At 38.9% G+C, this 24,575-nt stretch carries 20 protein-coding genes, 1 tRNA gene and 1 pseudogene; 14 read left to right on the top strand and 8 right to left on the bottom strand.

The features are described 5' to 3' along the window. Nucleotides 1-66: 66 nt before the first annotated feature. From potA to ACPT8O_RS06085, 4 genes are all read left to right on the top strand, one after another. Nucleotides 67-1,185, top strand: coding sequence for a spermidine/putrescine ABC transporter ATP-binding protein PotA (gene potA, locus ACPT8O_RS06100; RefSeq protein WP_021035274.1), 1,119 nt, complete (start codon nt 67-69; stop codon nt 1,183-1,185). Further along, nucleotides 1,169-2,029, top strand: coding sequence for a spermidine/putrescine ABC transporter permease PotB (potB, locus tag ACPT8O_RS06095; protein WP_041175343.1), 861 nt, complete (start codon nt 1,169-1,171; stop codon nt 2,027-2,029). Before potA ends, potB begins: the two co-directional genes overlap by 17 nt. Continuing rightward, nucleotides 2,029-2,799, top strand: coding sequence for a spermidine/putrescine ABC transporter permease PotC (potC, locus tag ACPT8O_RS06090; protein ID WP_021035276.1), 771 nt, complete (start codon nt 2,029-2,031; stop codon nt 2,797-2,799). Before potB ends, potC begins: the two co-directional genes overlap by 1 nt. A 129-nt stretch (nt 2,800-2,928) precedes the next feature. Next, entirely contained in the window at nt 2,929-4,011 is a 1,083-nt protein-coding gene (locus tag ACPT8O_RS06085) for an extracellular solute-binding protein (RefSeq protein ID WP_005650701.1), read from the top strand. An 80-nt stretch (nt 4,012-4,091) separates the two neighbouring features. Here ACPT8O_RS06085 and ACPT8O_RS06080 read toward each other — a convergent pair whose 3' ends face one another. The 4 genes from ACPT8O_RS06080 to ACPT8O_RS06065 form a co-directional block, all read right to left on the bottom strand. Continuing rightward, on the bottom strand, nt 4,092-6,035 hold the full coding sequence (locus ACPT8O_RS06080; protein ID WP_021035277.1) for an ABC transporter ATP-binding protein: 1,944 nt from the start codon (nt 6,033-6,035) through the stop codon (nt 4,092-4,094). Nucleotides 6,036-6,113: 78 nt separating this feature from the next. Continuing rightward, a complete protein-coding gene (locus ACPT8O_RS06075) occupies nt 6,114-7,469 on the bottom strand; it encodes an anti-phage deoxyguanosine triphosphatase (RefSeq protein ID WP_021035278.1) in 1,356 nt (451 codons plus the stop codon). A 122-nt stretch (nt 7,470-7,591) separates the two neighbouring features. Next, nucleotides 7,592-8,287 (bottom strand): CidB/LrgB family autolysis modulator, encoded by a 696-nt coding sequence (locus tag ACPT8O_RS06070; RefSeq protein ID WP_041175344.1) that lies wholly within the window; start codon nt 8,285-8,287, stop codon nt 7,592-7,594. A 17-nt stretch (nt 8,288-8,304) separates the two neighbouring features. Further along, nucleotides 8,305-8,727 carry a CidA/LrgA family protein gene (locus ACPT8O_RS06065; RefSeq protein WP_021035280.1) on the bottom strand — a complete coding sequence of 141 codons (423 nt, stop codon included), beginning with the start codon at nt 8,725-8,727 and terminating at the stop codon, nt 8,305-8,307. Between the two features lie 113 nt (nt 8,728-8,840). On the opposite strand from ACPT8O_RS06065, the gene ACPT8O_RS06060 reads away from it, so the two are divergent. From ACPT8O_RS06060 to queF, 5 genes are all read left to right on the top strand, one after another. Beyond that, entirely contained in the window at nt 8,841-9,335 is a 495-nt protein-coding gene (locus ACPT8O_RS06060) for a thermonuclease family protein (protein ID WP_032822996.1), read from the top strand. Further along, nucleotides 9,325-10,524, top strand: coding sequence for a cysteine desulfurase (locus ACPT8O_RS06055; protein WP_021035281.1), 1,200 nt, complete (start codon nt 9,325-9,327; stop codon nt 10,522-10,524). Before ACPT8O_RS06060 ends, ACPT8O_RS06055 begins: the two co-directional genes overlap by 11 nt. Then, on the top strand, nt 10,521-10,901 hold the full coding sequence (locus ACPT8O_RS06050; RefSeq protein WP_021035282.1) for a SufE family protein: 381 nt from the start codon (nt 10,521-10,523) through the stop codon (nt 10,899-10,901). The genes ACPT8O_RS06055 and ACPT8O_RS06050 overlap by 4 nt, the downstream gene beginning before the upstream one ends. Then, entirely contained in the window at nt 10,892-11,677 is a 786-nt protein-coding gene (locus ACPT8O_RS06045) for a Zn-ribbon-containing protein (RefSeq protein WP_021035283.1), read from the top strand. Before ACPT8O_RS06050 ends, ACPT8O_RS06045 begins: the two co-directional genes overlap by 10 nt. Nucleotides 11,678-11,803: 126 nt before the next feature. Continuing rightward, entirely contained in the window at nt 11,804-12,643 is an 840-nt protein-coding gene (gene queF / locus ACPT8O_RS06040; RefSeq protein WP_021035284.1) for an NADPH-dependent 7-cyano-7-deazaguanine reductase QueF, read from the top strand. 34 nt (nt 12,644-12,677) lie between these two features. Here the strand turns inward: queF and tyrA are convergent, their stop codons facing one another. The 3 genes from tyrA to rbfA all read right to left on the bottom strand — a co-directional run bounded on the left by tyrA (nt 12,678) and on the right by rbfA (nt 15,197). Next, nucleotides 12,678-13,802, bottom strand: coding sequence for a bifunctional chorismate mutase/prephenate dehydrogenase (gene tyrA, locus ACPT8O_RS06035; protein ID WP_021035285.1), 1,125 nt, complete (start codon nt 13,800-13,802; stop codon nt 12,678-12,680). An 88-nt stretch (nt 13,803-13,890) separates the two neighbouring features. Beyond that, on the bottom strand, nt 13,891-14,811 hold the full coding sequence (truB, locus tag ACPT8O_RS06030; RefSeq protein WP_021035286.1) for a tRNA pseudouridine(55) synthase TruB: 921 nt from the start codon (nt 14,809-14,811) through the stop codon (nt 13,891-13,893). Next, the gene (rbfA, locus tag ACPT8O_RS06025) at nt 14,811-15,197 is read right to left on the bottom strand and encodes a 30S ribosome-binding factor RbfA (protein WP_005628626.1); all 387 of its coding nucleotides are present in this window, start codon (nt 15,195-15,197) and stop codon (nt 14,811-14,813) included. Before rbfA ends, truB begins: the two co-directional genes overlap by 1 nt. Nucleotides 15,198-15,312: 115 nt before the next feature. Here rbfA and ACPT8O_RS06020 point away from each other — a divergent pair, with 115 nt between their 5' ends. The 4 genes and pseudogenes from ACPT8O_RS06020 to ACPT8O_RS06005 all read left to right on the top strand — a co-directional run bounded on the left by ACPT8O_RS06020 (nt 15,313) and on the right by ACPT8O_RS06005 (nt 22,639). Continuing rightward, nucleotides 15,313-17,043 carry a type I restriction-modification system subunit M gene (locus ACPT8O_RS06020; RefSeq protein WP_021035287.1) on the top strand — a complete coding sequence of 577 codons (1,731 nt, stop codon included), beginning with the start codon at nt 15,313-15,315 and terminating at the stop codon, nt 17,041-17,043. After that, the gene (locus ACPT8O_RS06015; RefSeq protein ID WP_021035288.1) at nt 17,036-18,430 is read left to right on the top strand and encodes a restriction endonuclease subunit S; all 1,395 of its coding nucleotides are present in this window, start codon (nt 17,036-17,038) and stop codon (nt 18,428-18,430) included. Before ACPT8O_RS06020 ends, ACPT8O_RS06015 begins: the two co-directional genes overlap by 8 nt. Beyond that, nucleotides 18,423-19,460, top strand: coding sequence for an SIR2 family protein (locus ACPT8O_RS06010; RefSeq protein ID WP_041175345.1), 1,038 nt, complete (start codon nt 18,423-18,425; stop codon nt 19,458-19,460). Before ACPT8O_RS06015 ends, ACPT8O_RS06010 begins: the two co-directional genes overlap by 8 nt. 1 nt (nt 19,461) lies before the next feature. Beyond that, nucleotides 19,462-22,639 (top strand): annotated as a pseudogene (locus ACPT8O_RS06005) (type I restriction endonuclease subunit R). 66 nt (nt 22,640-22,705) lie between these two features. Here the strand turns inward: ACPT8O_RS06005 and ACPT8O_RS06000 are convergent. Further along, nucleotides 22,706-22,782: transfer RNA gene (locus tag ACPT8O_RS06000), tRNA-Val, on the bottom strand. A gap of 229 nt (nt 22,783-23,011) precedes the next feature. Between ACPT8O_RS06000 and pyk the strand changes: the two genes are divergently transcribed. Then, nucleotides 23,012-24,448 carry a pyruvate kinase gene (gene pyk / locus ACPT8O_RS05995; protein WP_041175346.1) on the top strand — a complete coding sequence of 479 codons (1,437 nt, stop codon included), beginning with the start codon at nt 23,012-23,014 and terminating at the stop codon, nt 24,446-24,448. The last annotated feature ends 127 nt before the right edge of the window (nt 24,449-24,575 follow it).

Raw genomic sequence — 24,575 nt, 5'->3', positions numbered from 1 at the left:
GTCTTGCAGGTTTTATTTCTACTCAGTACCAAATCATTGGTGAAATTAGGGAGAAAACCAAAGCTAGTGGAAAATCAGCTTCAAAACAAGCCTATTATTGAGCTTCGTTCAATCAAAAAATCCTATGGTTCTAACACTATTATTAACGATTTCAATCTTACAATTAATAACGGTGAATTTGTCACTATTCTTGGCCCCTCAGGCTGTGGTAAGACCACAGTTTTACGCTTACTTGCAGGCTTAGAAGAATTGGATTCAGGTAGCATTATTTTAGATGGCGAAGATATTACCAATGTGCCAGCGGAAAAACGTCATATTAATACGGTATTCCAAAGCTATGCACTATTTCCACATATGACAATTTTTGAGAACGTAGCTTTCGGTTTGCGTATGCAAAAAGTACCAAATGACGAAATTAAACCGCGTGTTTTAGAAGCCTTGCGTATGGTACAGTTAGAAGAAATGGCTGATCGTAAGCCAACTCAACTTTCTGGCGGACAACAACAACGTATTGCTATCGCTCGTGCCGTAGTAAATAAACCAAAAGTGTTGCTACTTGATGAGTCTTTATCTGCATTAGATTACAAATTGCGTAAACAAATGCAACAAGAACTCAAAATGTTACAACGTCAGCTTGGCATTACCTTTATTTTCGTCACCCACGATCAAGAAGAAGCGATTACAATGTCTGATCGTATCGTATTATTGCGTAAAGGTAAAATCGCACAAGATGGTTCTCCACGTGAAATCTATGAAGATCCAGCGAACTTATTCGTTGCTCGTTTCATTGGCGAAATTAACGTATTTGAAGCCACTGTGATTGAACGTAAATCAGAACAAGTTGTACTGGCGAATGTTGAAGGTCGAGTTTGTGATATTTACACAGACATGCCTGTTGAGAAAGAGCAAAAACTTCAAGTACTCCTTCGCCCTGAAGATATTGTGATTGAAGAATTAGATGAAAATGAACATTCTAAAGCGATTATCGGTCATATTATTGACCGCACTTATAAAGGAATGACATTAGAATCAACGGTAGAGTTTGATCATAACGGAATGCGTGTCCTTGTAAGTGAATTCTTTAATGAAGACGATCCATATATGGATCATAGCGTAGGTCAGCGCGTAGGCATTACATGGCATGAGGGCTGGGAGGTTGTTCTCAACGATGAAGATAATCAATAATAAATTCCAGAAAATTACTGTTGCGATTATCTTCAGTTGGCTCATTTTCTTTGTGTTGATTCCAAACTTGTTGGTATTCGCCGTCAGTTTTCTGACTCGAGACGGTAGCAACTTTTATGCGTTCCCAATTACTGTTGAAAACTATACAAACTTGTTTAATCCACTTTATGCACAAGTTGTGTGGAATTCATTGTCTATGTCGGGCATCGCCACCATTATTTGCTTACTAATAGGTTATCCATTTGCTTTTATGATGAGCAAAATTCATCCTAAATATCGACCGCTCTTATTGTTCCTTGTGGTTTTACCATTCTGGACAAACTCATTGGTTCGTATTTATGGAATGAAAGTGTTTCTCGGTGTGAAAGGTGTGCTTAACACCATGTTGATAGACATGGGAATTTTGAGTGAACCCGTTCGCATTTTGAATACTGAAATTGCGGTAATCATTGGATTAGTTTATTTGCTATTGCCATTTATGATTTTGCCACTCTACTCTGCCATTGAAAAATTAGACGGTCGCTTATTAGAGGCTGCAAGAGATTTAGGTGCAAATGCATTCCAACGTTTCTTCCGAGTGATTTTACCATTAACTATGCCAGGCATTATTGCAGGTTGTTTATTGGTATTATTGCCAGCAATGGGAATGTTCTATGTAGCAGACCTACTTGGTGGAGCAAAAGTATTACTAGTGGGGAACGTAATTAAGAGCGAATTCTTAATTTCTCGTAACTGGCCATTTGGTTCTGCAATCAGTATTGGTTTAACTGTTCTAATGGCATTGTTGATTTTCGTGTACTACCGAGCAAACAAACTATTGAATAAGAAAGTGGAGTTAGAATAATGAGTCGTTTACTACGTAATGCATTTATGTTTGTGGTATACGCTTATTTGTATATCCCAATTATTATCTTGGTAACCAATTCCTTCAATTCAGATCGTTATGGTTTAAGCTGGAAAGGCTTTAGTTGGAATTGGTACGAGCGTTTATTTAATAACGACACCTTAATACAAGCTGCGATTCATTCGGTAACTATTGCATTTTTTGCGGCTACACTAGCTACTATTGTAGGTGGATTAACTGCAATCGCACTTTACCGCTATAAATTCCGCGGTAAACAAGCAGTAAGCGGTATGCTATTTATCGTTATGATGTCTCCAGATATTGTAATGGCAGTATCTTTACTTGCGTTATTTATGATTGTCGGTATTTCATTAGGTTTCTGGTCTTTATTACTAGCCCATGTGACCTTCTGTTTACCCTATGTGACCGTAACCATCTTCTCTCGCTTAAATGGCTTTGATGCTAGAATGTTAGAAGCAGCGAAAGACTTAGGTGCAAGTGAAGTGACCATTTTACGTAAAATTATCCTTCCTTTAGCATTACCTGCAGTTGTATCAGGCTGGTTATTAAGTTTCACTATTTCATTAGATGATGTTGTGGTTTCATCATTTGTCAGTGGTGTAAGTTATGAAATCTTACCATTGAGAATATTCTCTCTAGTGAAAACCGGTGTAACACCTGAAGTTAATGCTTTAGCAACGATTATGATCGTGCTTTCATTAGCTCTTGTCGTTTTAAGCCAGCTAATTACACGAAAAAATAACCATTAATTAACAAAAGGTTTCACAAACCTTTGAATTTAAAATAGAATACGCCTTGACGCACAATCAAGGCGTTTTTTTATGCCTGTCATTCGGCAGGTGGTTTTTTACGACTCTTTAACAGGAGAACAAACAAAAATGAAAAAATTTGCAGGTTTAATTACTGCCAGCTTCGTAGCTGCAACTTTAACCGCTTGCAACGATAAAGATGCTAAGCAAGAAACTGCAAAAGCTACGGCTGCTGCTAATGACACTGTGTATCTCTACACTTGGACTGAATATGTACCAGATGGTCTTTTAGATGAGTTTACTAAAGAAACTGGCATCAAAGTTATCGTTTCAAGCCTAGAATCAAACGAAACAATGTACGCAAAACTCAAAACTCAAGGCGAGTCTGGTGGCTATGATGTTATCGCACCTTCTAACTACTTCGTTTCTAAAATGGCACGCGAAGGAATGTTAAAAGAACTTGATCACAGCAAATTACCTGTTCTTAAAGAATTAGATCCTGATTGGCTCAATAAACCTTATGATAAAGGTAACAAATACTCTCTTCCGCAACTTTTAGGTGCGCCGGGTATCGCATTCAATACCAACACTTACAAAGGCGAACAATTCACTTCTTGGGCAGACTTATGGAAACCAGAATTTGCAAACAAAGTTCAGTTATTAGACGATGCACGTGAAGTATTCAACATTGCTTTATTGAAAATTGGTCAAGATCCAAATACTCAAGATCCAGCAATTATCAAACAAGCCTATGAAGAATTATTGAAATTACGTCCAAATGTACTTTCTTTCAATTCCGATAACCCAGCTAACTCGTTCATCTCAGGCGAAGTGGAAGTGGGTCAATTATGGAATGGTTCGGTACGTATTGCTAAAAAAGAAAAAGCACCTCTAAATATGGTATTCCCAAAAGAGGGTCCTGTACTTTGGGTTGATACTCTTGCAATTCCTGCAACAGCTAAAAATTCTGAAGGCGCACACAAGCTGATTAACTACATGTTAGGGAAAAAAACAGCTGAAAAATTAACCTTAGCTATCGGTTACCCAACCTCAAATATTGAAGCGAAAAAAGCATTACCAAAAGAAATCACTGAAGATCCAGCGATTTATCCGTCAGCTGATATATTAAAAAATAGTCACTGGCAAGATGACGTTGGCGATGCAATCCAATTCTATGAACAATATTATCAAGAATTAAAAGCAGCAAAATAATTGGTCAATTAGCAAAGAATTAAAATCTGATTCTGTGCAATATTTCCTCTAAATAAAAACGCCCTTTCGGGCGTTATTTTTTAAGCTTTACCGTCAGCCAAATTTTTCTTTTCTTCCAATTCTTCCCAGCGTAAAAATGCCTTTTCTAATTCAGCTTCAGCATCCGATAATGCTTTTAATTTAGCATCGGTAATATCGTGAGATTGTTGGAAAAATGCTGGATCGGCTATTTCAGCTTGCAGTATGGTGATTTTGGTTTCTAATTCTTCCAATAGTTGTGGAAGTTGTTCTAGCTCACGTTGTTCTTTATAAGAAAGTTTCACTGATTTCGGCTTAGAAGTGCGGTCATTTTTTACCGAACTTTCTTCTTTTAGCTGTTCAGTTTTCTTCGCTTTAACTTGTTCTTCTGTTGCTTTACTTGCCCAGAAATTGGCTTGTTGCTGTTTCGCATCAAAGAATCCTCCCACATACTTATTCAAACGCCCTTCACCTTCGAATAAATAACATTCTGTCGCAGTATTATCGATAAATTGACGGTCGTGGCTCACAATTAACAATGTGCCTTGATAATCAGTCAAAATTTCTTCTAAAAGCTCCAATGTTTCTACATCGAGATCATTGGTCGGTTCGTCAAGAATCAATAAATTATTTGGTTTAAGCAGTAATTTGGCGAGCAATAAACGATTTCTCTCTCCCCCAGATAAGGCTTTAACTGGCGTCATTGCACGTTTTGGCGAGAACAAGAAATCTTGCAAATACCCTAGCACATGGCGTTTTACACCATTGACTTCAATATCTTGTTTGCCATCCGCTACATTATCCATCACGGTTTTTTCGGGATCTAAATCAGCACGATATTGGTCAAAATAAGCAATGTCTAATTTGGTGCCACAACGAATTTTTCCTGATGTTGGCTGAATTTCCCCCAGCAATAATTTAATGAACGTGGTTTTCCCACAGCCATTTGCCCCAACAAGCGCAATTTTGTCTCCACGTAAAATCGTTGTTGAAAAATCTTTTAATAAGGTTTTTCCTGCGATTTCATAGCTCACATTTTCCATTTCAAAGACAATTTTGCCTGAACGACTTGAGGTGTCTAACTGTAATTTGGCTGTTCCCATTACCTCACGGCGTTGGCGGCGTTCCTCACGCATCGCTTTTAATGCTCGCACTCGCCCTTCATTTCTTGTACGGCGAGCCTTGATACCTTGGCGAATCCACACTTCTTCCTGTGCTAGACGTTTATCAAATAATTCATTCTGCAAGGCTTCAACGCGTAGATTTTCTTCTTTTGTGGTTAAATATAAATCGTAATTTCCTGGATAAGACCGCAATTGACCGCGATCTAAATCCACAATGCGTGTTGCCATTTTGCGAATAAAAGAACGGTCATGGGAAATAAATACAATGCTACCTTGGAAATCCAGTAAGAAATTCTCCAGCCATTCAATAGCTTCCACATCCAAGTGGTTGGTTGGTTCATCAAGTAATAACACATCAGGATCGCACACCAATGCGCGTGCTAGTGCCGCTTTGCGTAACCAACCGCCCGAAAGTGCGGATAATTTTGTGTTTGGATTTAAACCTAGTTTTAACAATACTTCATTGATTTTATTTTCAAATCGCCAGCCATCAGCGTGTTCTAATTTAGCCTGAACTTGCTCTAATTGACTTAAAATTTGATCACTATAATTTTCTTCCAATTGAACAGAAATATGATGATATTCTTTCAATAAATCCGTTAAATGCCCTACGCCTTCCGCGACATAATCAAAAATGTTGCCTTGCGCATTACGCGGTGGGTCTTGTTCTAAACGAGAAACCACAAGATCTTTTTCGTATTGGATTTTGCCATCATCCATGAGCACATCGCCTGCGATGATTTTCAATAAAGTTGATTTACCTGCGCCGTTACGCCCAACTAAACAAACGCGTTCATTCGCTTCAATATGTAGTTCTGCGTGATCTAATAAAGGTGCATCGCTAAAAGAAAGGTATCCATTGGTTAAACTAATTAATGCCACAACTGCCCCATAAAAATTCAGTGAAAATTAACCGCACTATTCTATACAGTTTGCATAAAAAATCCCATCAATTCAATGTCAAAGTTGCTGATATACCCGCAAGGCGTGCGCATCTGACATACCTGCAATATAATCGCAAATAATCCGTTTTTTCCCTTCTTCTGGTGCATTACGCCAACGATTTGCAGTATTTCTTGGTAATAAACGCTCTGGGTCAGATTCAAAAATTTGGAACATTTCTGTCAGCATTCTCTGCCCTTTATATTCGATTCGTTGAGTATCCACATTGCGAATAACATAATCCCAAACAAATTTTTTAAATACACCAAGTGCAATAATCACTTCAGGTGACAACTCTGCGTTATAACGTAACAAAGGTTCATCAAAATTTGCCGTTAATTTCCACCGCACATTAGTAATAAAAAAGTTCACCAATGCACCAATGGCTTGTTTTCGTTCAAAATGTTTATCAGAGAAAAGTCGTTGGCTAATTGAATCAATATTTTCTTGCAACCAAGCTGAAGGAATTTGTTTCAATGCGGAATGTGCCGCTTGCCATTGATGAGGATTTACCACGCCAGTCACAATGGCATCTTCTAAATCATGTACGCCATAGGCAATATCATCTGCTAATTCCATAATGCTGCAATCCAGCGATTTAAACCGAGTATGTAAAGATTCAGCTGGATTTTCCCGCACTTTTTTAAATTGACAGAATAAAGTGCGGTCATTTTCAGAAAGATTTTCCAGCAACCAATTAAACATTTTTAAATCATCACGGAAAATGCCTTTTCCTGGAATCCAATCGTGAATACGCACAAAACGAGGATCAATATTGCGAGAAAAATTAAGTTCTGCATATTGAGGCGAAGCCACATCTAACAACGCAGGATATTTCACGACACCCAATAGTGTTCTACGCGTTAGATTCATCCCTGCATTTTCAGTATAAGGCTCAAGTTTCGTTAAAATTCTAAAGGTTTGCGCATTGCCTTCAAAACCGCCCTGCTCTGCCATCATATAATTTAATGCCGTTTCGCCACCATGCCCAAAAGGCGGATGCCCAATATCATGAGCAAAACACAAACTCTCAATAAGATCGTTACTCGGCAATAAAGGTTTTAATTGTTTTTGCAACTCGTTTTTATCAATATTTAATGTTTGCGAAAGGCTTTCAAAGGTTTCTACAAATTTCAACTGAGCAACTAGACTACTGCCAATCTGAGCCACTTCCAAAGAATGGGTTAAGCGAGTGCGATAAAAATCATTTTCGCCAATTGCGTGTATTTGGGTTTTCGCTTGTAAGCAACGAAAGGCGGCAGAATGTAAAATTCGCCCACGATCGCGACGAAATGGTGGACGATTATCTTTTTCGCGTGGAGGATCGGGTAGAAAACGTTCTGTCCAAGAAGAATTAACAGTAAGTAATTTCATATCGCTTTGTTTTATTTAGTTTTTCTGCATTATCTAATCATTCAGCGTAAAAAACAACCGCACTTTATCTAGAACAAACAAAATCTAGAATGAATAAAGTGCGGTTGAATTTTTATTGATATTTAAACAAAGAAATAAATCAGCTTAAATACAAATGGGGCGAGAATAGAACTAATAATTCCACAAAGCACGAGAGAAATCGAACTGTAACTGCCTGCAGTTGGATTAGTTTCCATACAGCTTACTGTACCAAGTGCGTGAGAAACCGAACCAACAGAAAGCCCAATGGCTTCTTGATGTTTAATACCTAATTTTTTTAATACAAGATAACCAAATATCGATCCTTGCAAACCAGCAACCACAACACCAACTGCAGTTACGGCTGGAATGCCGCCTAAATGACGAGAAACTTCCATCGCAATAGGCGTTGTGATGGATTTAGGTAAAACTGTTGCGATCATTTCGGGCGTTGCACCTAAAAGAAATGCTAAAAGTCCACCACTTAACATCGCTAAAAAAGAAGCTATAACCACCGTTGAAAGAATAATTTTCCATTGTTTGGCAATTTGACGAAGTTGTTCATAAAGAGGCAATGCAAGAGCGACGATACTCAAGCCAAGTAAATTATTAATAGGCGCATTTCCTGCCATATAATCATCGTAAGGAATCTTACCTATCACTAAAATCGCCGCCAAAATTAATACTGTTAAAACAAAAGTATTAAAAATCATTGACTTCCAACGTTTACTAATTTGTAGTGCTAGCCAAAATCCAAAAATAGTCAAAAATGTATAAAAATAAATAATGTACTGCTGCATATAACTTTCCTAACATACTAATTCGCTTGTTTTACTTGATTTTCTCTACGTTTCATTACTTTTTTGCGTTTATGTGTAAAAGATTGCGCCTGATACAAATAATGACCGAAAAATCCTATAACAAGTAACGTGACACAAGTACTCACAATATTAGGAACAAGCAAAATATTAACTTGCTCTCTCAATAAATCAGAATATTTGATAATTCCCACACTCACTGGCACAAAAAGCACCGCCATAAAACGAATTAGCAAACTTGCACCTAAATAAATCCAATTTAAATGAATTACTCGTGTTGTTAAACCTAAAAAGAGTAGCAATAATCCCCAAATGCTTCCCGGAACGCCAGCTGGAATGTAATAAGCAATAAGATTTCCGAGATATAACATAATGGATAAAATGACCAAGGAACGAACTAATAAAAATAATTTTTGAATCATATACAACCTTTTTCAACTATTTTCATAATATTTCAAAATTATTTTACGCTTTTTTTGCTAACTTGAGCCATTTTTTCGGTAAAATAACCAGACTTAGATCAAAAACTTTGCAAATGATAAATCGAAAAATACTATTGACGAGTTTATTACTTATTTTTACCGCACTTTCTACTTGTTCTCGCGAAAAAAATACCTGTCGTGTGGTTAAAATTAGTGATGGCGATACGCTCACTTGCCTCACTAAAGGTAATAAATCCATTAAGGTTCGTTTAGCCGAAATCGACGCGCCAGAAAAATCCCAAGCCTTTGGGCAAAAATCGAAAAAAACCTTGTCTGATCTGGTTTATCAAAAAAATGTACGCCTTGCGCAAAAAGGAAAAGATCGCTATAAACGCACATTGGCGATTGTTTATTATCAAGATAAAAATATTAATTTAGAAATGGTTAAACAGGGTATGGCTTGGGCTTATAAACAATATTCTCACGATCCGATTTATCTTCAAGCACAAGAAAATGCACAAGCCAAACAAATTGGTCTTTGGGCGGATAATCATCCTATCGAACCGAGCCAATGGCGCAGACAGGAGAAAAATAAATATGGCTTTTGATGTTCAAACTTTCCGTCAAGCATTTCCTTATTTCCAACGTGAAGATGCGGTTGTTTATTTAGATAACGCCGCCACCGCATTGAAACCTCAAGTGTTAATTAATCGCACCGCTGAATTTTATGCTTCTGCAGGTTCGGTACATCGTAGCCAATATGATGCTGCCCAAACTGCACAATATGAACAGGCTCGCACACAAGTTAAAGAATTAATTAATGCAGAAGATAAACGCGCTGTTATTTGGACTTCGGGTACAACTCACGCAATAAACTTAGTGGCAAATGGATTGCTGCCGCAATTAAACACAGAAGATGAAATTCTGATTAGCCAAGCAGATCATCACGCTAATTTTGTTACTTTGCACGAAACAGCGAAAAAGTGCGGTACAAAAATTCGAGTTTTACCGATTTTAGATAATTGGCTAATTGATGAAAATGCTCTTATTTCTGCCCTTTCTGAAAAAACAAAACTCGTTGCGCTGAATTTTGTTTCAAATGTCACTGGCACAGAACAGCCGATTAAACGCCTGATTCAACTAATTAGAAAACATAGTCATGCGTTGGTTTTGGTGGATGCAGCACAAGCGATTAGTCATATTAAAATTGATTTACAAGATTTAGATGCAGACTTTCTCGCATTTTCTGCCCATAAAATTTATGGCCCAAATGGGCTTGGCGTTTTAACAGGAAAATTGACCGCACTTTCTCAACTTCAACCGCTCTTTTTTGGCGGGAAAATGGTTGATCGTGTATCAAATGATCGTATTACTTTTGCCGAATTGCCTTATCTTTTAGAAGCAGGCACACCCAATATTGCTGGGGTTATTGGCTTTAATGCTATACTGGATTGGTTACAAAAATGGGATTTCACTGCGGCAGAACAGCACACTATATCTTTGGCTGAATTTGTCAAAGTGCGGTTAAAATCTTACGAGAATTGCCGATTATTCAATTCTCCTCAACCAAGCACCGTTGTTTGCTTTATATTTGACGGCATTGACTGTTCCGATCTTTCAACACTTTTAAGCGAACAAAATATTGCGCTCCGAGTGGGCGAACATTGCGCTCAACCTTATTTAGCACGCTTAGGCGAACGCACCACATTACGCCTATCTTTTGCCCCTTATAATACACAGGAAGATGTAGAGGTATTTTTTACCGCCTTAGATAAAGCACTGGATTTATTACAATGATAGAACAATTAAAACAAGCTAAAAATTGGGAAGATCGCTATCGCCTGATTATTCAAGCTGGCAAAAATTTATCTCGCCCAAGCGATGATGAACTTGCTCAAATGCAACCTATTACTGGCTGTGAAGCACAAATGTGGTTTCAAATTATGCCTAAAAATGACCGCACTTTTCAATTCAACGGATTTAGCGAAGCCAGAATTATAAATGGCTTGCTTTGGATTTTACTCAATCAAATCAATGGTAAAACAGCGGATGAATTGAATACATTTGATATTACTGTATTTTTTAGCGAACTCGGCATTTCACAACGTTTAAGTGAAACGCGTTTAAACGGCTTAAACCAAATCGGACAGCAATTAAAAAATTTATGTATTTAATCGAGACCTATTTTCGCCTAACTGTACTAGAAAATAACATTAAATCACAAAGCCGTTTACTTAATGCGGTGATCGATCAATGGCGGTATAACGGGCAAATTATCGGACGTGAAATTCCTTTATATTTAGCGGAAGAAGATGGCGAACAAGGTTTTGCTATGCGTGTCATTTGCCCTGAGCAAGATAGTCTTTTCTCGCAAAATAATAACGCGGAAGTAAATCGCTCATTACAAGAAGCAGAAAAGTGCGGTGTAATTTTTGATGGTTTTCAACTTGTGGGCGATGATTTCAATTCAGATCAAACGGCAGAAAATGCGTCGCCAGCTTGGCAAGTGCTTTACACAACCCATTTACAAAGTTGCTCGCCGATTCATAGCGGAGAAAATTTCGCACCAATCCCTTTGTATAAACAGTTGAAAAATCAACCGCACTTAAGCCAAGATCTGATTAAATGGCAAGAAAATTGGCAAGCCTGCGATCAACTACAAATGAATGGAGCGATATTAGAACAACAATCTTTGGCAGAAATTTCGGATCATCAAAGCACACTTTCAAAACATGGGCGTTATTTAGCTCAAGAAATAGAAAAAGAAACTGGCATACCGACTTACTATTATTTATATCGTGTAGGTGGGCAATCTTTAGAATCTGAAAAATCCCGTTGCTGCCCTTCTTGTGGTGCAAATTGGGCGTTAAAAAACGCGATTTTTGATACCTTTCATTTTAAATGCGATACCTGTCGATTAGTTTCGAATCTATCGTGGAATTTTTTGTAATTTAAGTCGATGCCTCAACTCTCTGTTGGAATGATAAAGTCTTATCCCCCTTCCGACGCTTCGCGCCACCTTCCCCCGCAAGCAGGGGAAGGCAAAATTATTTTTTAACATATAAAGGAAAAATAAATGAATTACCAAGACAACAGCTTAAAATCCTTAAAACTCGGTCAAAAAACGGAATACGCCTCTCAATATGACCGCACGTTATTACAGCCTGTGCCACGCGCGTTAAATCGCGATGGATTGGGCATTACCCAAAACCAGCCTTTTACCATTGGTGCCGATATTTGGACGGCTTATGAAATCTCTTGGCTCAATGAAAAAGGCTTGCCGCAAGTGGCTATCGCAGACATTTATCTGGATTATCAAAGCCAAAATTTGATTGAGTCAAAAAGTTTTAAACTTTATTTAAACAGCTTCAACCAAAGCAAATTTGCCGACTTCAACGCCGTTCAACAAACTATGCAAGGCGATTTAAGCGAATGTGCGCAAGGCGATGTAAAAGTGCGGTTAAATCCAGTGGCAGTTTATGATTCTCAAAAAATTGATCATTTACAAGGCGATTGCATTGATGAACAAGATATTGAAATTACCAGCTACGAATTTAACGCTGATTGGCTGAAAGATTGCGTATCGGATGAAATTGTCGAAGAAAAATTAGTCAGCCATTTGCTAAAATCCAACTGCCTCATTACCAATCAACCAGACTGGGGAACTTTGTATATTCACTATGTTGGTACCAAAATCGATCACCAAAAATTATTACGTTACGTTGTATCGTTTCGCCAACACAATGAATTCCACGAACAATGTGTCGAACGTATTTTTTATGATTTAATGCACTACGCCAAACCAGAAAAACTCACCGTTTACGCACGCTATACTCGTCGTGGCGGATTAGACATTAATCCATTCCGCTCTAATTTTGAGAATTTACCTGAAAATTTAAGATTGGCGAGACAGTAAAAGAAAACTGCGGTGAGATTTCACCGCACTTTCCCTACCCTTGCTTCAAATCATTTGCCTGTTGTAATAACTGACGGCTTTCTTTTAAGAATTGTTCGGAATAATCGCCAAACCAGTCATGCACCTTCTGGAAAGCATCAATAAAACCTTGACGATCATTATTTTCAAAGAAAGATAAGGCTTCTTCGTAAGTTTGTTTTAGTGTTTCAATTACCGCTAAATTTTCTGGTTTATCCATAATAATATCTGCGTAAAGCTCTGCATCTTGCGCAAATAAACGACCGATCATTGCAAGTTCTAAGCGATAAATAGGAGAAGAAAGCGATAATAAATTAGAAAGATGAACGGGCTGTTTGGAAAGGTGTAAACCATTTGCAAAAGTCGAAAAATGACGCAAGGCTTGTATATAAGTCATATTGTGATCGTGTTCTGTCGCATCGGTTTGATAAACCTTTGCGCCCCAAATTTGAATTTGCTCAAGTAACCATTCGTAACGTTCAGGGAAACGTCCATCACAACGCACAACTACTTGTTTTGCCATACTTGCAATATCTGGCCCAAACATTGGATGTAAACCTAAAACAGCACCAGTATGGATTTCAAGCATTTTCGCTAGCGGTTCACGCTTAACAGAGGTTAAATCTGCAAGTAGCATGTTTTCCGTTAAATAAGGTTTTAAGCGTTCAATTGTTTCTAAGGTGAGATTAATGGGGACGGAAACGATCACGACATCAGCATTCGTTAAAATACTTTCAGCTACCGTCCAATCTTCACGATCTAAAATAGAAATTGGATAGCCAGATGCACGTAAATAGCGGGCAAATAAGCCACCTAATTTACCATAACCGCCCACAATAACAATTTTGTGAATATCAGGATTGATGGTTTTAAAGCCAAATTGGTTTTCATTGGCATAAGATTCGCGCATAAAACGGCGTAGGACATCTTCAATCAGATCTGCTGAAATGCCTGCTTTTTCAGCCTCTAAACGACGCGCTTGGAGCATTGCTATTTCACGCTCTGGCGCATAAATAGGTAATCCGTGTTGATGTTTAACTTTACCGACTTGAGAAACCAACTCAAGACGTTTAGCAAAAAGTTGGATAAGTTCGCGATCAAGCGAATCAATTTCAGAACGTAAATCCTTAAGGGCTTCCATAAAACTCACCTGTAATGTTTATCTTACATATATTGTAAAAAATTAATTACAGGGAGATTACTAGAATTTTATAAGAAAGGCAATTAAGTTATGCGGATTGTGTGATTAACCGTTGTGGGCGAATTATATTTCCATCAATTAAGGCTACACCTAAGAATAAATTCTCCGCTGAAAATAACCGCACTTGACCGCTTAATTGCTGTTCGTTAGCAAATTTCACTCGCTGACCAAAACCAATGGCTTTACTCTGCTCTGTATCCAAATGCAAAGTGGGCAATTTACTTACAGCGGTATCAGTTGGCAGTAATAGATGATCCAATTCACTTAACGGAAAACTTTCAGCAAGCAATTGTAACTCATCGATTGGCATCATTTCTGCTACGGGGTAATCCGCTACGGCTGTACGGCGTAACATTGTCACATGTGCGCCACAACCTAGCACTTCACCCAAATCATCTACTAAGGTGCGAATATAAGTGCCTTTTGAACAATGCACTTCTAAAGTTAAATAAGGCGCATTATAGTCAATAAAATTGAGTTCAAAAATCGTAATTGGACGCGCCTCACGCTCAACCGTAATACCTTGGCGCGCGTATTCATAAAGCGGCTTGCCGTTATGTTTTAGTGCAGAAAACATCGTCGGCACTTGTAAAATATCGCCACGAAATTGTTCAAGTGCGGTCAAAATTTGCTGAGTTTCAACATGAACTTCACGCGTTTCCACCACTTGCCCTTCCGCATCGGAAGTATCGGTACGCTCGCCTAATTTTGCCGTAACAAGATAACGCTTATCTGCATCAAGCAAAAATTGTGAAAACTTAGTTGCTTCGCCCAAGCAAATCGGCAACATCCCCGTTGCCAACGGATCGAGCGCGCCAGTATGCCCAGCTTTGTTCGCTTGAAATAAACGCTTTACCTTTTGCATAATGTCATTTGATGACATGCCTTGTGGTTTATCCAACAAAAACACTCCATCAACATCACGCCAGCGTTTACGAGGTCTAGACATTAATTGCTTTCCTCAACATGTTTTTTCTCATCTTCACGCACAACATTTGTCACAAGATTTGACATACGCATCCCTTCCACTAAGGATTGATCGTAAATAAAACGAATCTCTGGCACGATACGTAAACGCATCGCTTTGCCTAGCAGCGAACGAATATAAGGCGATGCTTTTTCTAAGCCTTTCATACCTTGCTCAATTGCCGTTTCATCGTGATCGAATAAAAAAGTCACGAAGATTTTTGCGTAAGATAAATCACTCGACACTTCCACATCAGAAACCGTCACCATCCCAATACGGGGATCTTTCACTTCGCGTTGTAAAATGACTGCTATTTCTTTTTGTATTTCTTGAGCGACGCGATCGCTACGTTTAAATTCTCTTGCCATAGTTATTCCTTATTTATAAAATCGCCCCATTCTACTGGAAATCATTGGATTTAGCACGCAAAAATCCCTTTCAACCTGATACTGTTTTTCGATAAAATGACACCTGATAATTTGTTTGAATATTCAAACTTCCGATAAAAATCACTTTACAGAGGGCATAATTTATGCAAGCGAGACGACCAAGATTGTCGATGAAAATCATGCATTACAACAAGCATTTTTAAATGAATTAGACGAAAAACTTTGGTCATCTGCGGATAAACTCCGTCAACAACTTGATGCCGCCAATTATAAACATATCGTTCTTGGTCTTATCTTTTTAAAATACATTTCTGATAATTTCACCCATCAACAGGAAAAAATTCAGGCGGAACTCTCCACACCTGAAAACCCACTCTATCTTGACCGCACTTTTTTTGATACTGAAGAAGAATATCAAGAAGCCTTAACCGCTGAACTAGAAAACCGTGATTATTACACCGCGGATAACGTATTTTGGGTGCCAGCTTCTGCACGTTGGCAAGCCTTACAAGAAGTTTCTATTCTCAATACTGGGGCAGAATTGCCTTGGAATATAGGAAAGGAGCGTGGGAAGTTTTCTGGTGTGGCAAAGCTCATTGATGATGCCTTTGATGCTATTGAAAAAGATAACGAAAAACTCAAAGGCGTACTCCAACGCATCAGTGGCTATGCGGTAAACGAAGACACCCTGCGCGGGCTGATTATCCTCTTCTCCGATACTAATTTTACCCGTCCGACTTACAACGGCGAGCCCGTGCATTTAGGTGCAAAAGACATTCTTGGCCACGTTTACGAATACTTCCTTGGTCGCTTTGCCCAAGCCGAAGGCAAGCGCGGCGGCCAATATTTCACGCCGAAATCCATTGTTTCCCTGATTGTCGAAATGCTCGAACCATACTCCGGCCGAGTGTATGATCCAGCCATGGGCAGCGGCGGCTTTTTCGTGCAAACCGAACGCTTTATCTCCGCCCATCAAGGCAACATCAATAACGTTTCCATCTACGGGCAAGAATTCAACCCCACCACATGGAAACTTGCGGCGATGAATATGGCGATTCGCGGCATTGATTACGACTTCGGCAAACACAACGCCGACAGCTTTACGCAGCCGCAACATATCGACAAAAAGATGGATTTCATTATGGCAAACCCGCCATTCAATATCAGCGATTGGTGGAGCGAATCCCTTGCCGACGACCCACGTTGGGCATACGGCACGCCGCCCAAAGGCAATGCCAACTTCGCTTGGCTGCAACACATGATTTACCACCTCTCGCCCAACGGCAAAATGGCATTATTGCTTGCCAACGGCTCCATGAGCAGCCAAACCAACAACGAAGGCGAAATCCGCAAAGCCATCATCAATGCCGACTTAGTGGAATGTATGGTTGCCCTGCCTGGTCAGCTCTTCACCAACACCCAAATCCCCGCCTGCATTTGGTTTCTAAACCGCAACAAAAAGCGTAAAGGCGAAGTATTGTTTATCGATGCCCGCCAAATCGGCTATATGAAAGACCGCGTATTGCGCGATTTTACCGCTGACGACATCGCCAAAATCGCCAATACCCTCCACGCTTGGCAAAAATCAGACGGCTATGAAGACCAAGCCGCTTTCTGCAAATCCACTACGTTAGAAGAAATTAAAGACAACGACTTCGTCCTCACACCGGGACGCTACGTCGGCACCGCAGAACAAGAAGACGACGGCGTACCATTTGCAGAAAAAATGCAAAATCTGACCGCTCTTTTGAAGGAGCAATTTGCGAAAAGTGCGGAATTAGAAGCGGAAATTAAGAAGAATTTAGGAGGATTGGGGTATGAGTGATTGGCAAACAGTAACATTAGAAGATATAACGGAAAGTATTAATACAGGATTAGATGCTATTCGTAGAGCACCGATTGTTGAACATGAAACAAATTTACGCTGTTTGAGAATACAAGATATTTCTCAAAATAAGCCATTTGACAAATGGGGATATACTGAAGTTAAAGATTCTGACTTTAAAAAATTTCAGCTGATTCCTAATGATATTATTATGGCAAGAACTTGCTCGACAGGTATTTGTTATCTAGTAAAAAAAGAATTACCTGCTGTTTTTAATAATGGATTAGCAAGAATACGTTTAAAAATAGAAAAAGTTGATCCTCAATTTATTTATTATGTTTTCAAATCAAAACATTTTAGTGGTTATATTGATGGAATATCAGGTGGTACATCTGTTCAATTAAATATGAAAATTGGCGATTTATTGAAATATCAATTTAACTTACCGCCACTTTCTGAACAAAAAGAAATTGCTAGAATTTTATCTGATTTAGATAAAAAAATTGAACTCAACACCCAAATCAATCAAACCTTGGAACAAATCGCCCAATCCCTGTTTAAAAGTTGGTTTGTTGATTTCGATCCCGTGCGTGCCAAAGTCCAAGCCCTTTCAGACGGCATGAGTCTTGAACAAGCAGAACTTGCCGCTATGCAGGCAATCAGCGGAAAAACACCCGAAGAACTGACCGCACTTTCACAAACACAGCCTGAACGCTACGCCGAACTAGCCGAAACCGCCAAAGCGTTTCCGTGTGAGATGGTGGAAGTTGATGGGGTTGAAGTGCCGAAGGGGTGGAAACAAACAACACTTTCAGAAATTTGTGAAATGCAAAACGGTTATGCATTCAAAAGCTCAGAATGGACTGATACAGGAATTCCTGTAATAAAAATTGGCTCTATACAATCAAAAATTCTCACAGTAGAAGGAAATGGTTTCGTTTCAGAAGATAACCTATCTTTACGTTCTAATTTTGTTTTGAATGGTGGAGACATTGTCATTGGACTAACAGGTGCTTATGTTGGAAAAGTAGGAAGAATGCCAGCAAATAAAAAGGCTATGTTGAATCAACGTGTAGCTAAATTTCTGGCTAAACGAATAAATGAATCTGAAACATTTTATAGCTTTATATATATGAATGTAATTCAAGAAGAATTCAAAAACTTTGTTGACTTTACTGCACAAGGATCTGCTCAACCCAATATTAGCACTAGAGATATTTTAAAATATCCACTATTGCTAGCGAATAATGATGTACATTTAGCTTTTGAAAAGTTATTAAAGAAAATTCTAGATAAATCTATATTTAATAGCTACCAGAACGAGATCTTATCTAATTCTAGAGATCTATTGCTACCTAGATTATTAGATGGGGAGAATTATGAATAACAATTATTTAGAACGCCTTTTCATTGAAGAATTAAATTCAGAAGGAGAAGAAATAGTTATCAGAGGAAGTGTTTTTCTTCGAGACCAAATTTTATCTAAGCTAGAACCTGAAACTTATGAGTTAGCCTTTCAAGACTGGAAAAACCAACGTAAACAACAAGCAATTGACACTGCTAATCAGATTTTAGAAATTGCAGATAATAAACAACGATTCCATAAGCTAAAAGAAATCTTTAGAAGAAATAAACTAACCCCATTTATTGGAGCTGGACTTTCTATGCCTTCAGGATTTCCATCATGGAAAGGTTTTCTTTATGAAGTACAAAAAGAATCAGGAGCAGATTTCCCTATTTTTGAAGAACATATTCATAAAGGAGAATACGAAGAAGCTGCACAATTATTATTTGATGTAGATGAAGGTCATCTACAAGAACATTTAGAAAATCAATTTGGTAAATCTCCAAATCTTGGAGAACTACAAGGAATTATATGTAGGCTACCTGAATTTTTTAAAGAAACCATAATTACAACAAATTACGATGATTTGATTAAAAAAATATATGCAAATCAAGATATTCATTTTGATCAAGAAGTATTTGGTATTGATGCTGAAGAGTTTAAAAAATTATTTGGAGAAGGCTATCGAATTCTTTTAAAGTTACACGGAACATTTATAAGTAAAAACAAAAGAGTACTCACCCAAGATGATTATAAAAGACATTATTCTGAACACAATATTCTCAAAACCTGTGTAATGGAATCATTATTTTCTCAATCTTTGCTATTTTTAGGTTGTAGTCTAGATAAAGATCGAACATTGCAATGTATGGCAGAAATTGTCGAAGAACGCGGCAAAGATAATCTACCTAAACACTATGCTTTTTTATCTTGTGAAAATTTATCCGAGGAAGAACGAACAGCTCGCAGAAAAGCACTTCAAAAATCCAATATTTTTCCAATTTGGTATGATGGCGATCATGATGAAAGCATTGAAGCCTTGCTGGAATTATTAAATGATGGAGAACAATAAAATGCTCAACGAAAACGACATCGAACAACTCACCCTTCAACGCCTGCAATCCCTCGGTTGGGAATATCGCTATGGTAAAGACTTGCTTGTTCATGAAGGCGAGTTTGCCCGTGGCGATTTGAGCGGCGTAGTTTTTATTGAGCAACTGCGTGAGGCGGTGCGTAAACTTAATCCGCAGCTGCCTGAAAGCGCGGTGGATTCTGTGGTCAAATCGGCGACAAAAAGTGATATTGGCGACTTGGTGGTGCGTAATCAGGCGTTTTATAAGCTGTTGCGTGATGGTGTACGAGTTGAATATCAGGCTCCCAATAACCACGGACAAAATGAGCAGAAAATCGAGATGGCACGCTTGGTAGATTTCGAGCATTGGGAAAACAACCGTTTTGTCGCCGTCAATCAATTGGAAATCCGAAGCCGTAAAGGGGGCAAGCGGATTCCCGATATTATCGGCTTTGTAAATGGTCTTCCCTTAGTGGTATTTGAGCTCAAAAATCCGTTGCGTGAATCGGCAGATTTATTGCAGGCGTTTAATCAGTTTGAAACCTATAAAGATGAAATTGCCGAGCTGTTTGTTTACAACCAAGCCCTGATTATTTCAGACGGCATTGCCGCCCGTTTGGGCTCGCTTTCGGCAGATTTCCAACGCTTTACACCTTGGAAAGTCGTGGACGAAAAGGCAAAAAGTAAGCGGTTGGATTTTGGCGATGAATTGCAAAATCTGTTAAACGGCTTGATGACACCGCAAAATGCTGGATTATGTACGTTATTTTGTGCTGTTTGAACGCGGTTCTAATGGAGCGTTAATCAAGAAAATCGCAGCGTATCATCAGTATTACGGTGTGAATGAAGCTGTAGAATCCACGATTTTTGCTACGAGCGAGCAAGGCGATAAACGCATTGGCGTGATGTGGCATACGCAGGGTTCGGGCAAATCCATTTCAATGCTGTTTTATGCAGGCAAATTGCTCTCACAACCTGAATTGAAAAACCCGACGATTTTAATCGTCACCGATCGCAACGATTTGGACGGTCAGTTGTTCCAAACTTTTTCTTCAGGCAAAGATTTAATCAAACAAACACCGCAACAAGTAGAAGACCGAGAACAACTACGCCAACTGCTCGCACAAAATGAAGTGGGCGGCGTGTTTTTTACTACCATTCAAAAATTCGCTCTAAATGAAGAAGAAAGCCGCTTCCCTGTCTTAAATGAACGCAGCAATATTATTGTGATTAGCGATGAGGCACACCGTAGTCAATACGGTTTTACACAAAAACTATATAACGGCAAATTCCAAGCAGGTTATGCTCGCCATTTGCGTGATGCATTGCCGAATGCGTCTTTTATCGGCTTCACAGGTACGCCAATTAGCCTTGAAGATCGCGATACACAAGATGTTTTCGGTCAGTATGTATCTATTTACGATTTGCAAGATGCGGTGGAAGATGGTGCAACTGTGCCGATTATTTACGAAGCTCGCCAAATCAAGCTAGCGGAGAATGCTAATCACGATGAATTATTTGCAGAAATTGATGAGCTGCTGGAAGGCGAAGAAAACCCGAAATTACGCTTGCGAGAAAAATTGCTCGGTTCAGAAGCACGATTGCACGATTTAGCGGTCGATTTTGTGCAACATTTTGCAAAACGCAATCAGCAACAAGACGGCAAAGCGATGATTGTTGTTTCCAGCCGTCAAATTTGCGTGGATTTGTATAATCAGATCATCGCTCTGCACCCTGAATGGCATTCGGATAATATCAATGAGGGTGCGATTAAAATTGTGATGACAGGTTCGGCAAGCGATACGCCTGAAATGCAAAAACATATTTACAGTAAGCTGGAAAAGCAAACGTTAGAACGCCGTTTTAAAGATCCTACTGATCCGCTGAAAGTGGTGATTGTGCGTGATATGTGGCTGACAGGCTTTGATGCACCGTGCTGTAACACTATGTATCTTGATAAGCCAATGAAGGGACATAACCTAATGCAAGCCATCGCACGAGTAAACCGTGTATTCGCTAACAAAAGTCGCGAAAACGGTGGACTTATCGTGGATTATGTTGGTTTGGCAGAAGAATTACGAGCAGCCACACAGCAATACACCAACTCTACCGGCAAAGGGCAATTAGCGGAAGATGTGCAAAGCGTGTTCTTTAAAATAAAAGAACAGCTTGAATTTATCCGAACTTTGTTTGCGACACCAATTGAAGGCGAAGCATTTGATGTTCAGATCGCAATTTCTGAACAAGAACCTGCATTGTTGCTAAAAGCCATAGCGACAGCGGCAAACCATATTGCTACGCTGGATCAATTACCAAACGAAGGCAAAGCGCACGATCAACATTGGCACAATGCAGACGATATTGAGCCGCGCAAAAAAGCCTTTTTGAAAACGGCAGAAAGCTTGAAAAAAGGTTACGCTTTATGCGGGGCATTACCTGAAATCGAACCATATAGTCAAGAAGTTGCCTTTTATGATGCTGTGCGTGCTGTGCTTACCAAACGTGAACAAAATGGAAAAGGGACAACTGAACGCTTAATTCAGCTTAAAGCCTTAATCAATCAAAGTATTGTATCTGAAGGTACCATTGATTTATTTGATTTGTTGGGCAAAGAACAAACACAGATTAATTTGCTTTCCGACGAATTTTTGCAAGCGATCAAAAACAGCGAGACCAAAAACCTGTGGGTGTTAGCGATGGAGCGTTATTTGAAGCAGGAAATTAAAGCCAAAGCCAGTAGAAATCTGACCGCACAAAAAGATTTTGAGCAACGTTTGCAAGAAGCCCTCACGCAATATCACAATCACAATTTGAGCGTGGTGGAAATTCTTGATGCACTTGTGCAGATGGGGCGGGATTTCTCCGAACGCTTATCGCGAGGCGAAAAACTCGGTTTAAGCACGGCAGAATTAGCGTTTTACGATGCACTTTCTCAAAACGAGAGTGCTAAAGAATTGATGAACGATGAAATGCTTTCTAAACTCGCTAAAGAGATTACCGATATTTTACGCCGCTCAGTCAGTATTGATTGGCAACACAAAGAAGCAGTACGGGCAAGAATTAGATTACTCGTTCGACGTGCCTTACAAAAATATAAATATCCGCCTGATAAACAGGAAGAGGCGGTAACTTATGTGATTAAACAAGCGGAAGAAATTGCGGGGGATTTAAGCATGTAAAATTATATAAGATATTGTTTTTATTATATTTTTCTCTGAAGATTGTGGAATAAAGAAGAATAAATTTGGTGCGACTAGCTGGACTCGAACCAGTGACCCCCACCATGTCAAGGTGGTGCTCTAACCAACTGAGCTATAGTCGCACTGTATAAAGTGTTTGGAATTATAGATATTTTTAATCTGAAAACAAGTATTTTTCTTAAAACTCGATATAACTGGCAAAAAAGTAAACAGTCTTGCCTTAACTAACAGGGCTGTTTTTGATTTCCCAAATTTTTAAGCGTATAATGCGCACCGATTTTTCATCTGGCTAATATGTAGCCAAGTAAAAATAGTATCTTTAAAATTTTGTAATTATTGACGGAGTAAATAATGTCTAGAAGACTAAGAAGAACGAAGATTGTATGTACTATGGGCCCATCAACTGACCGTGATAACAATCTTGAAAAAATTATCGCAGCGGGTGCTAACGTAGTTCGTATGAACTTCTCTCACGGTACACCTGAAGATCATATCGAACGAGCAGAACGTGTACGTTCTATCGCGAAAAAATTAGGTAAAACCGTGGCAATCTTAGGTGATTTACAAGGTCCTAAAATTCGTGTTTCTACCTTTAAAGACGGTAAAATTTTCTTAAGAGTTGGCGATAAATTCATTCTTGATGCGGAATTGCCAAAAGGCGAAGGTACACAAGAATCTGTTGGTTTAGACTATAAAACGCTTCCACAAGATGTTGTGCCAGGCGATATTCTTTTATTAGATGATGGCCGTGTTCAATTAAAAGTATTATCAACTGATGGTGCAAAAGTTTTCACCGAAGTCACTGTTGGCGGTCCATTATCAAATAATAAAGGTATCAACAAATTAGGTGGCGGTTTATCTGCAGATGCATTAACAGAAAAAGATAAAGCAGACATTATTACCGCTGCACGCATTGGCGTTGATTTCTTAGCTGTTTCTTTCCCTCGTTCAAGTGCTGACCTAAATTATGCGCGTGAACTTGCTCAACAAGCTGGTTTAAATGCAAAAATCGTTGCTAAAGTTGAACGTGCAGAAACTGTTGCTAATGATGAGGCAATGGACGATATTATTTTAGCATCTGATGTAATTATGGTTGCTCGTGGTGATTTAGGTGTGGAAATTGGCGATCCTGAATTAGTTGGCGTGCAGAAAAAATTAATCCGTCGTTCACGTCAATTAAATCGTGCAGTAATTACAGCAACTCAAATGATGGAATCAATGATTAGCAACCCAATGCCAACTCGTGCTGAAGTGATGGACGTTGCAAACGCAGTATTAGATGGTACTGATGCGGTTATGCTTTCTGCTGAAACAGCAGCAGGTCAGTATCCTTCTGAAACAGTAGTGGCAATGGCGGGCGTATGTTTAGGGGCAGAAAAAATGCCAAGCATTAATGTTTCTCGTCACCGTATGGATAAAGAATTTGAAGCCATTGAAGAATCTGTTGCTATGTCTGCAATGTATGCAGCAAACCATATGAAAGGTGTTGCAGCAATCGTTACTTTAACTAGCACAGGTCATACACCATTATTGATGTCACGTATTAGCTCTGGTTTACCAATCTTTGCTTTATCTCGTCATCAAGAAACCTTAAATCTTTGTGCATTATACCGCGGTGTAACCCCTGTTTTCTATGGTGAAGATAGCCGTACTGAAGCTGGTGCAAAAGCTGCACTACAATCATTAAAAGAAAAAGGTTATTTATCTGCAGGCGATTTAGTGCTTCTAACGCAGGGTGGACAAGGTGCGACAGAAACTAACGTTTGTCGCACATTAATTGTTGAATAATCAATAATCTGAATACTTTAAATAAAGAGCGGTGGATTTTCCACCGTTTTTTATTTCCTTTTTTTACCGCACTTTTCACTTAAACCCAATAGATATTTGCGGTATTATAGGCGACATTCTAGTATCG

The sequence above is a fragment of the Haemophilus sp. HN_Hi08 genome (assembly GCF_049824455.1).
GTDB lineage: Bacteria > Pseudomonadota > Gammaproteobacteria > Enterobacterales > Pasteurellaceae > Haemophilus > Haemophilus influenzae_D.
Note: the sequence above shows the minus strand (reverse complement) of the source record. Positions and strands in the feature narration are given on the sequence as shown.

Coding starts and splice junctions, on each gene's coding strand:
- ACPT8O_RS06065 (WP_021035280.1), bottom strand. CDS start 8,727: ATGATTCAAAAATTATTTTTATTAGTTCGTTCCTTGGTCATTTTATCC.
- ACPT8O_RS06050 (WP_021035282.1), top strand. CDS start 10,521: ATGATAGAACAATTAAAACAAGCTAAAAATTGGGAAGATCGCTATCGC.
- potC (WP_021035276.1), top strand. CDS start 2,029: ATGAGTCGTTTACTACGTAATGCATTTATGTTTGTGGTATACGCTTAT.
- ACPT8O_RS06070 (WP_041175344.1), bottom strand. CDS start 8,287: ATGCAGCAGTACATTATTTATTTTTATACATTTTTGACTATTTTTGGA.
- ACPT8O_RS06085 (WP_005650701.1), top strand. CDS start 2,929: ATGAAAAAATTTGCAGGTTTAATTACTGCCAGCTTCGTAGCTGCAACT.
- tyrA (WP_021035285.1), bottom strand. CDS start 13,802: ATGGAAGCCCTTAAGGATTTACGTTCTGAAATTGATTCGCTTGATCGC.
- queF (WP_021035284.1), top strand. CDS start 11,804: ATGAATTACCAAGACAACAGCTTAAAATCCTTAAAACTCGGTCAAAAA.
- ACPT8O_RS06060 (WP_032822996.1), top strand. CDS start 8,841: ATGATAAATCGAAAAATACTATTGACGAGTTTATTACTTATTTTTACC.
- rbfA (WP_005628626.1), bottom strand. CDS start 15,197: ATGGCAAGAGAATTTAAACGTAGCGATCGCGTCGCTCAAGAAATACAA.
- ACPT8O_RS06075 (WP_021035278.1), bottom strand. CDS start 7,469: ATGAAATTACTTACTGTTAATTCTTCTTGGACAGAACGTTTTCTACCC.
- pyk (WP_041175346.1), top strand. CDS start 23,012: ATGTCTAGAAGACTAAGAAGAACGAAGATTGTATGTACTATGGGCCCA.
- potB (WP_041175343.1), top strand. CDS start 1,169: ATGAAGATAATCAATAATAAATTCCAGAAAATTACTGTTGCGATTATC.
- ACPT8O_RS06010 (WP_041175345.1), top strand. CDS start 18,423: ATGAATAACAATTATTTAGAACGCCTTTTCATTGAAGAATTAAATTCA.
- truB (WP_021035286.1), bottom strand. CDS start 14,811: ATGTCTAGACCTCGTAAACGCTGGCGTGATGTTGATGGAGTGTTTTTG.
- ACPT8O_RS06045 (WP_021035283.1), top strand. CDS start 10,892: ATGTATTTAATCGAGACCTATTTTCGCCTAACTGTACTAGAAAATAAC.
- ACPT8O_RS06015 (WP_021035288.1), top strand. CDS start 17,036: ATGAGTGATTGGCAAACAGTAACATTAGAAGATATAACGGAAAGTATT.
- ACPT8O_RS06055 (WP_021035281.1), top strand. CDS start 9,325: ATGGCTTTTGATGTTCAAACTTTCCGTCAAGCATTTCCTTATTTCCAA.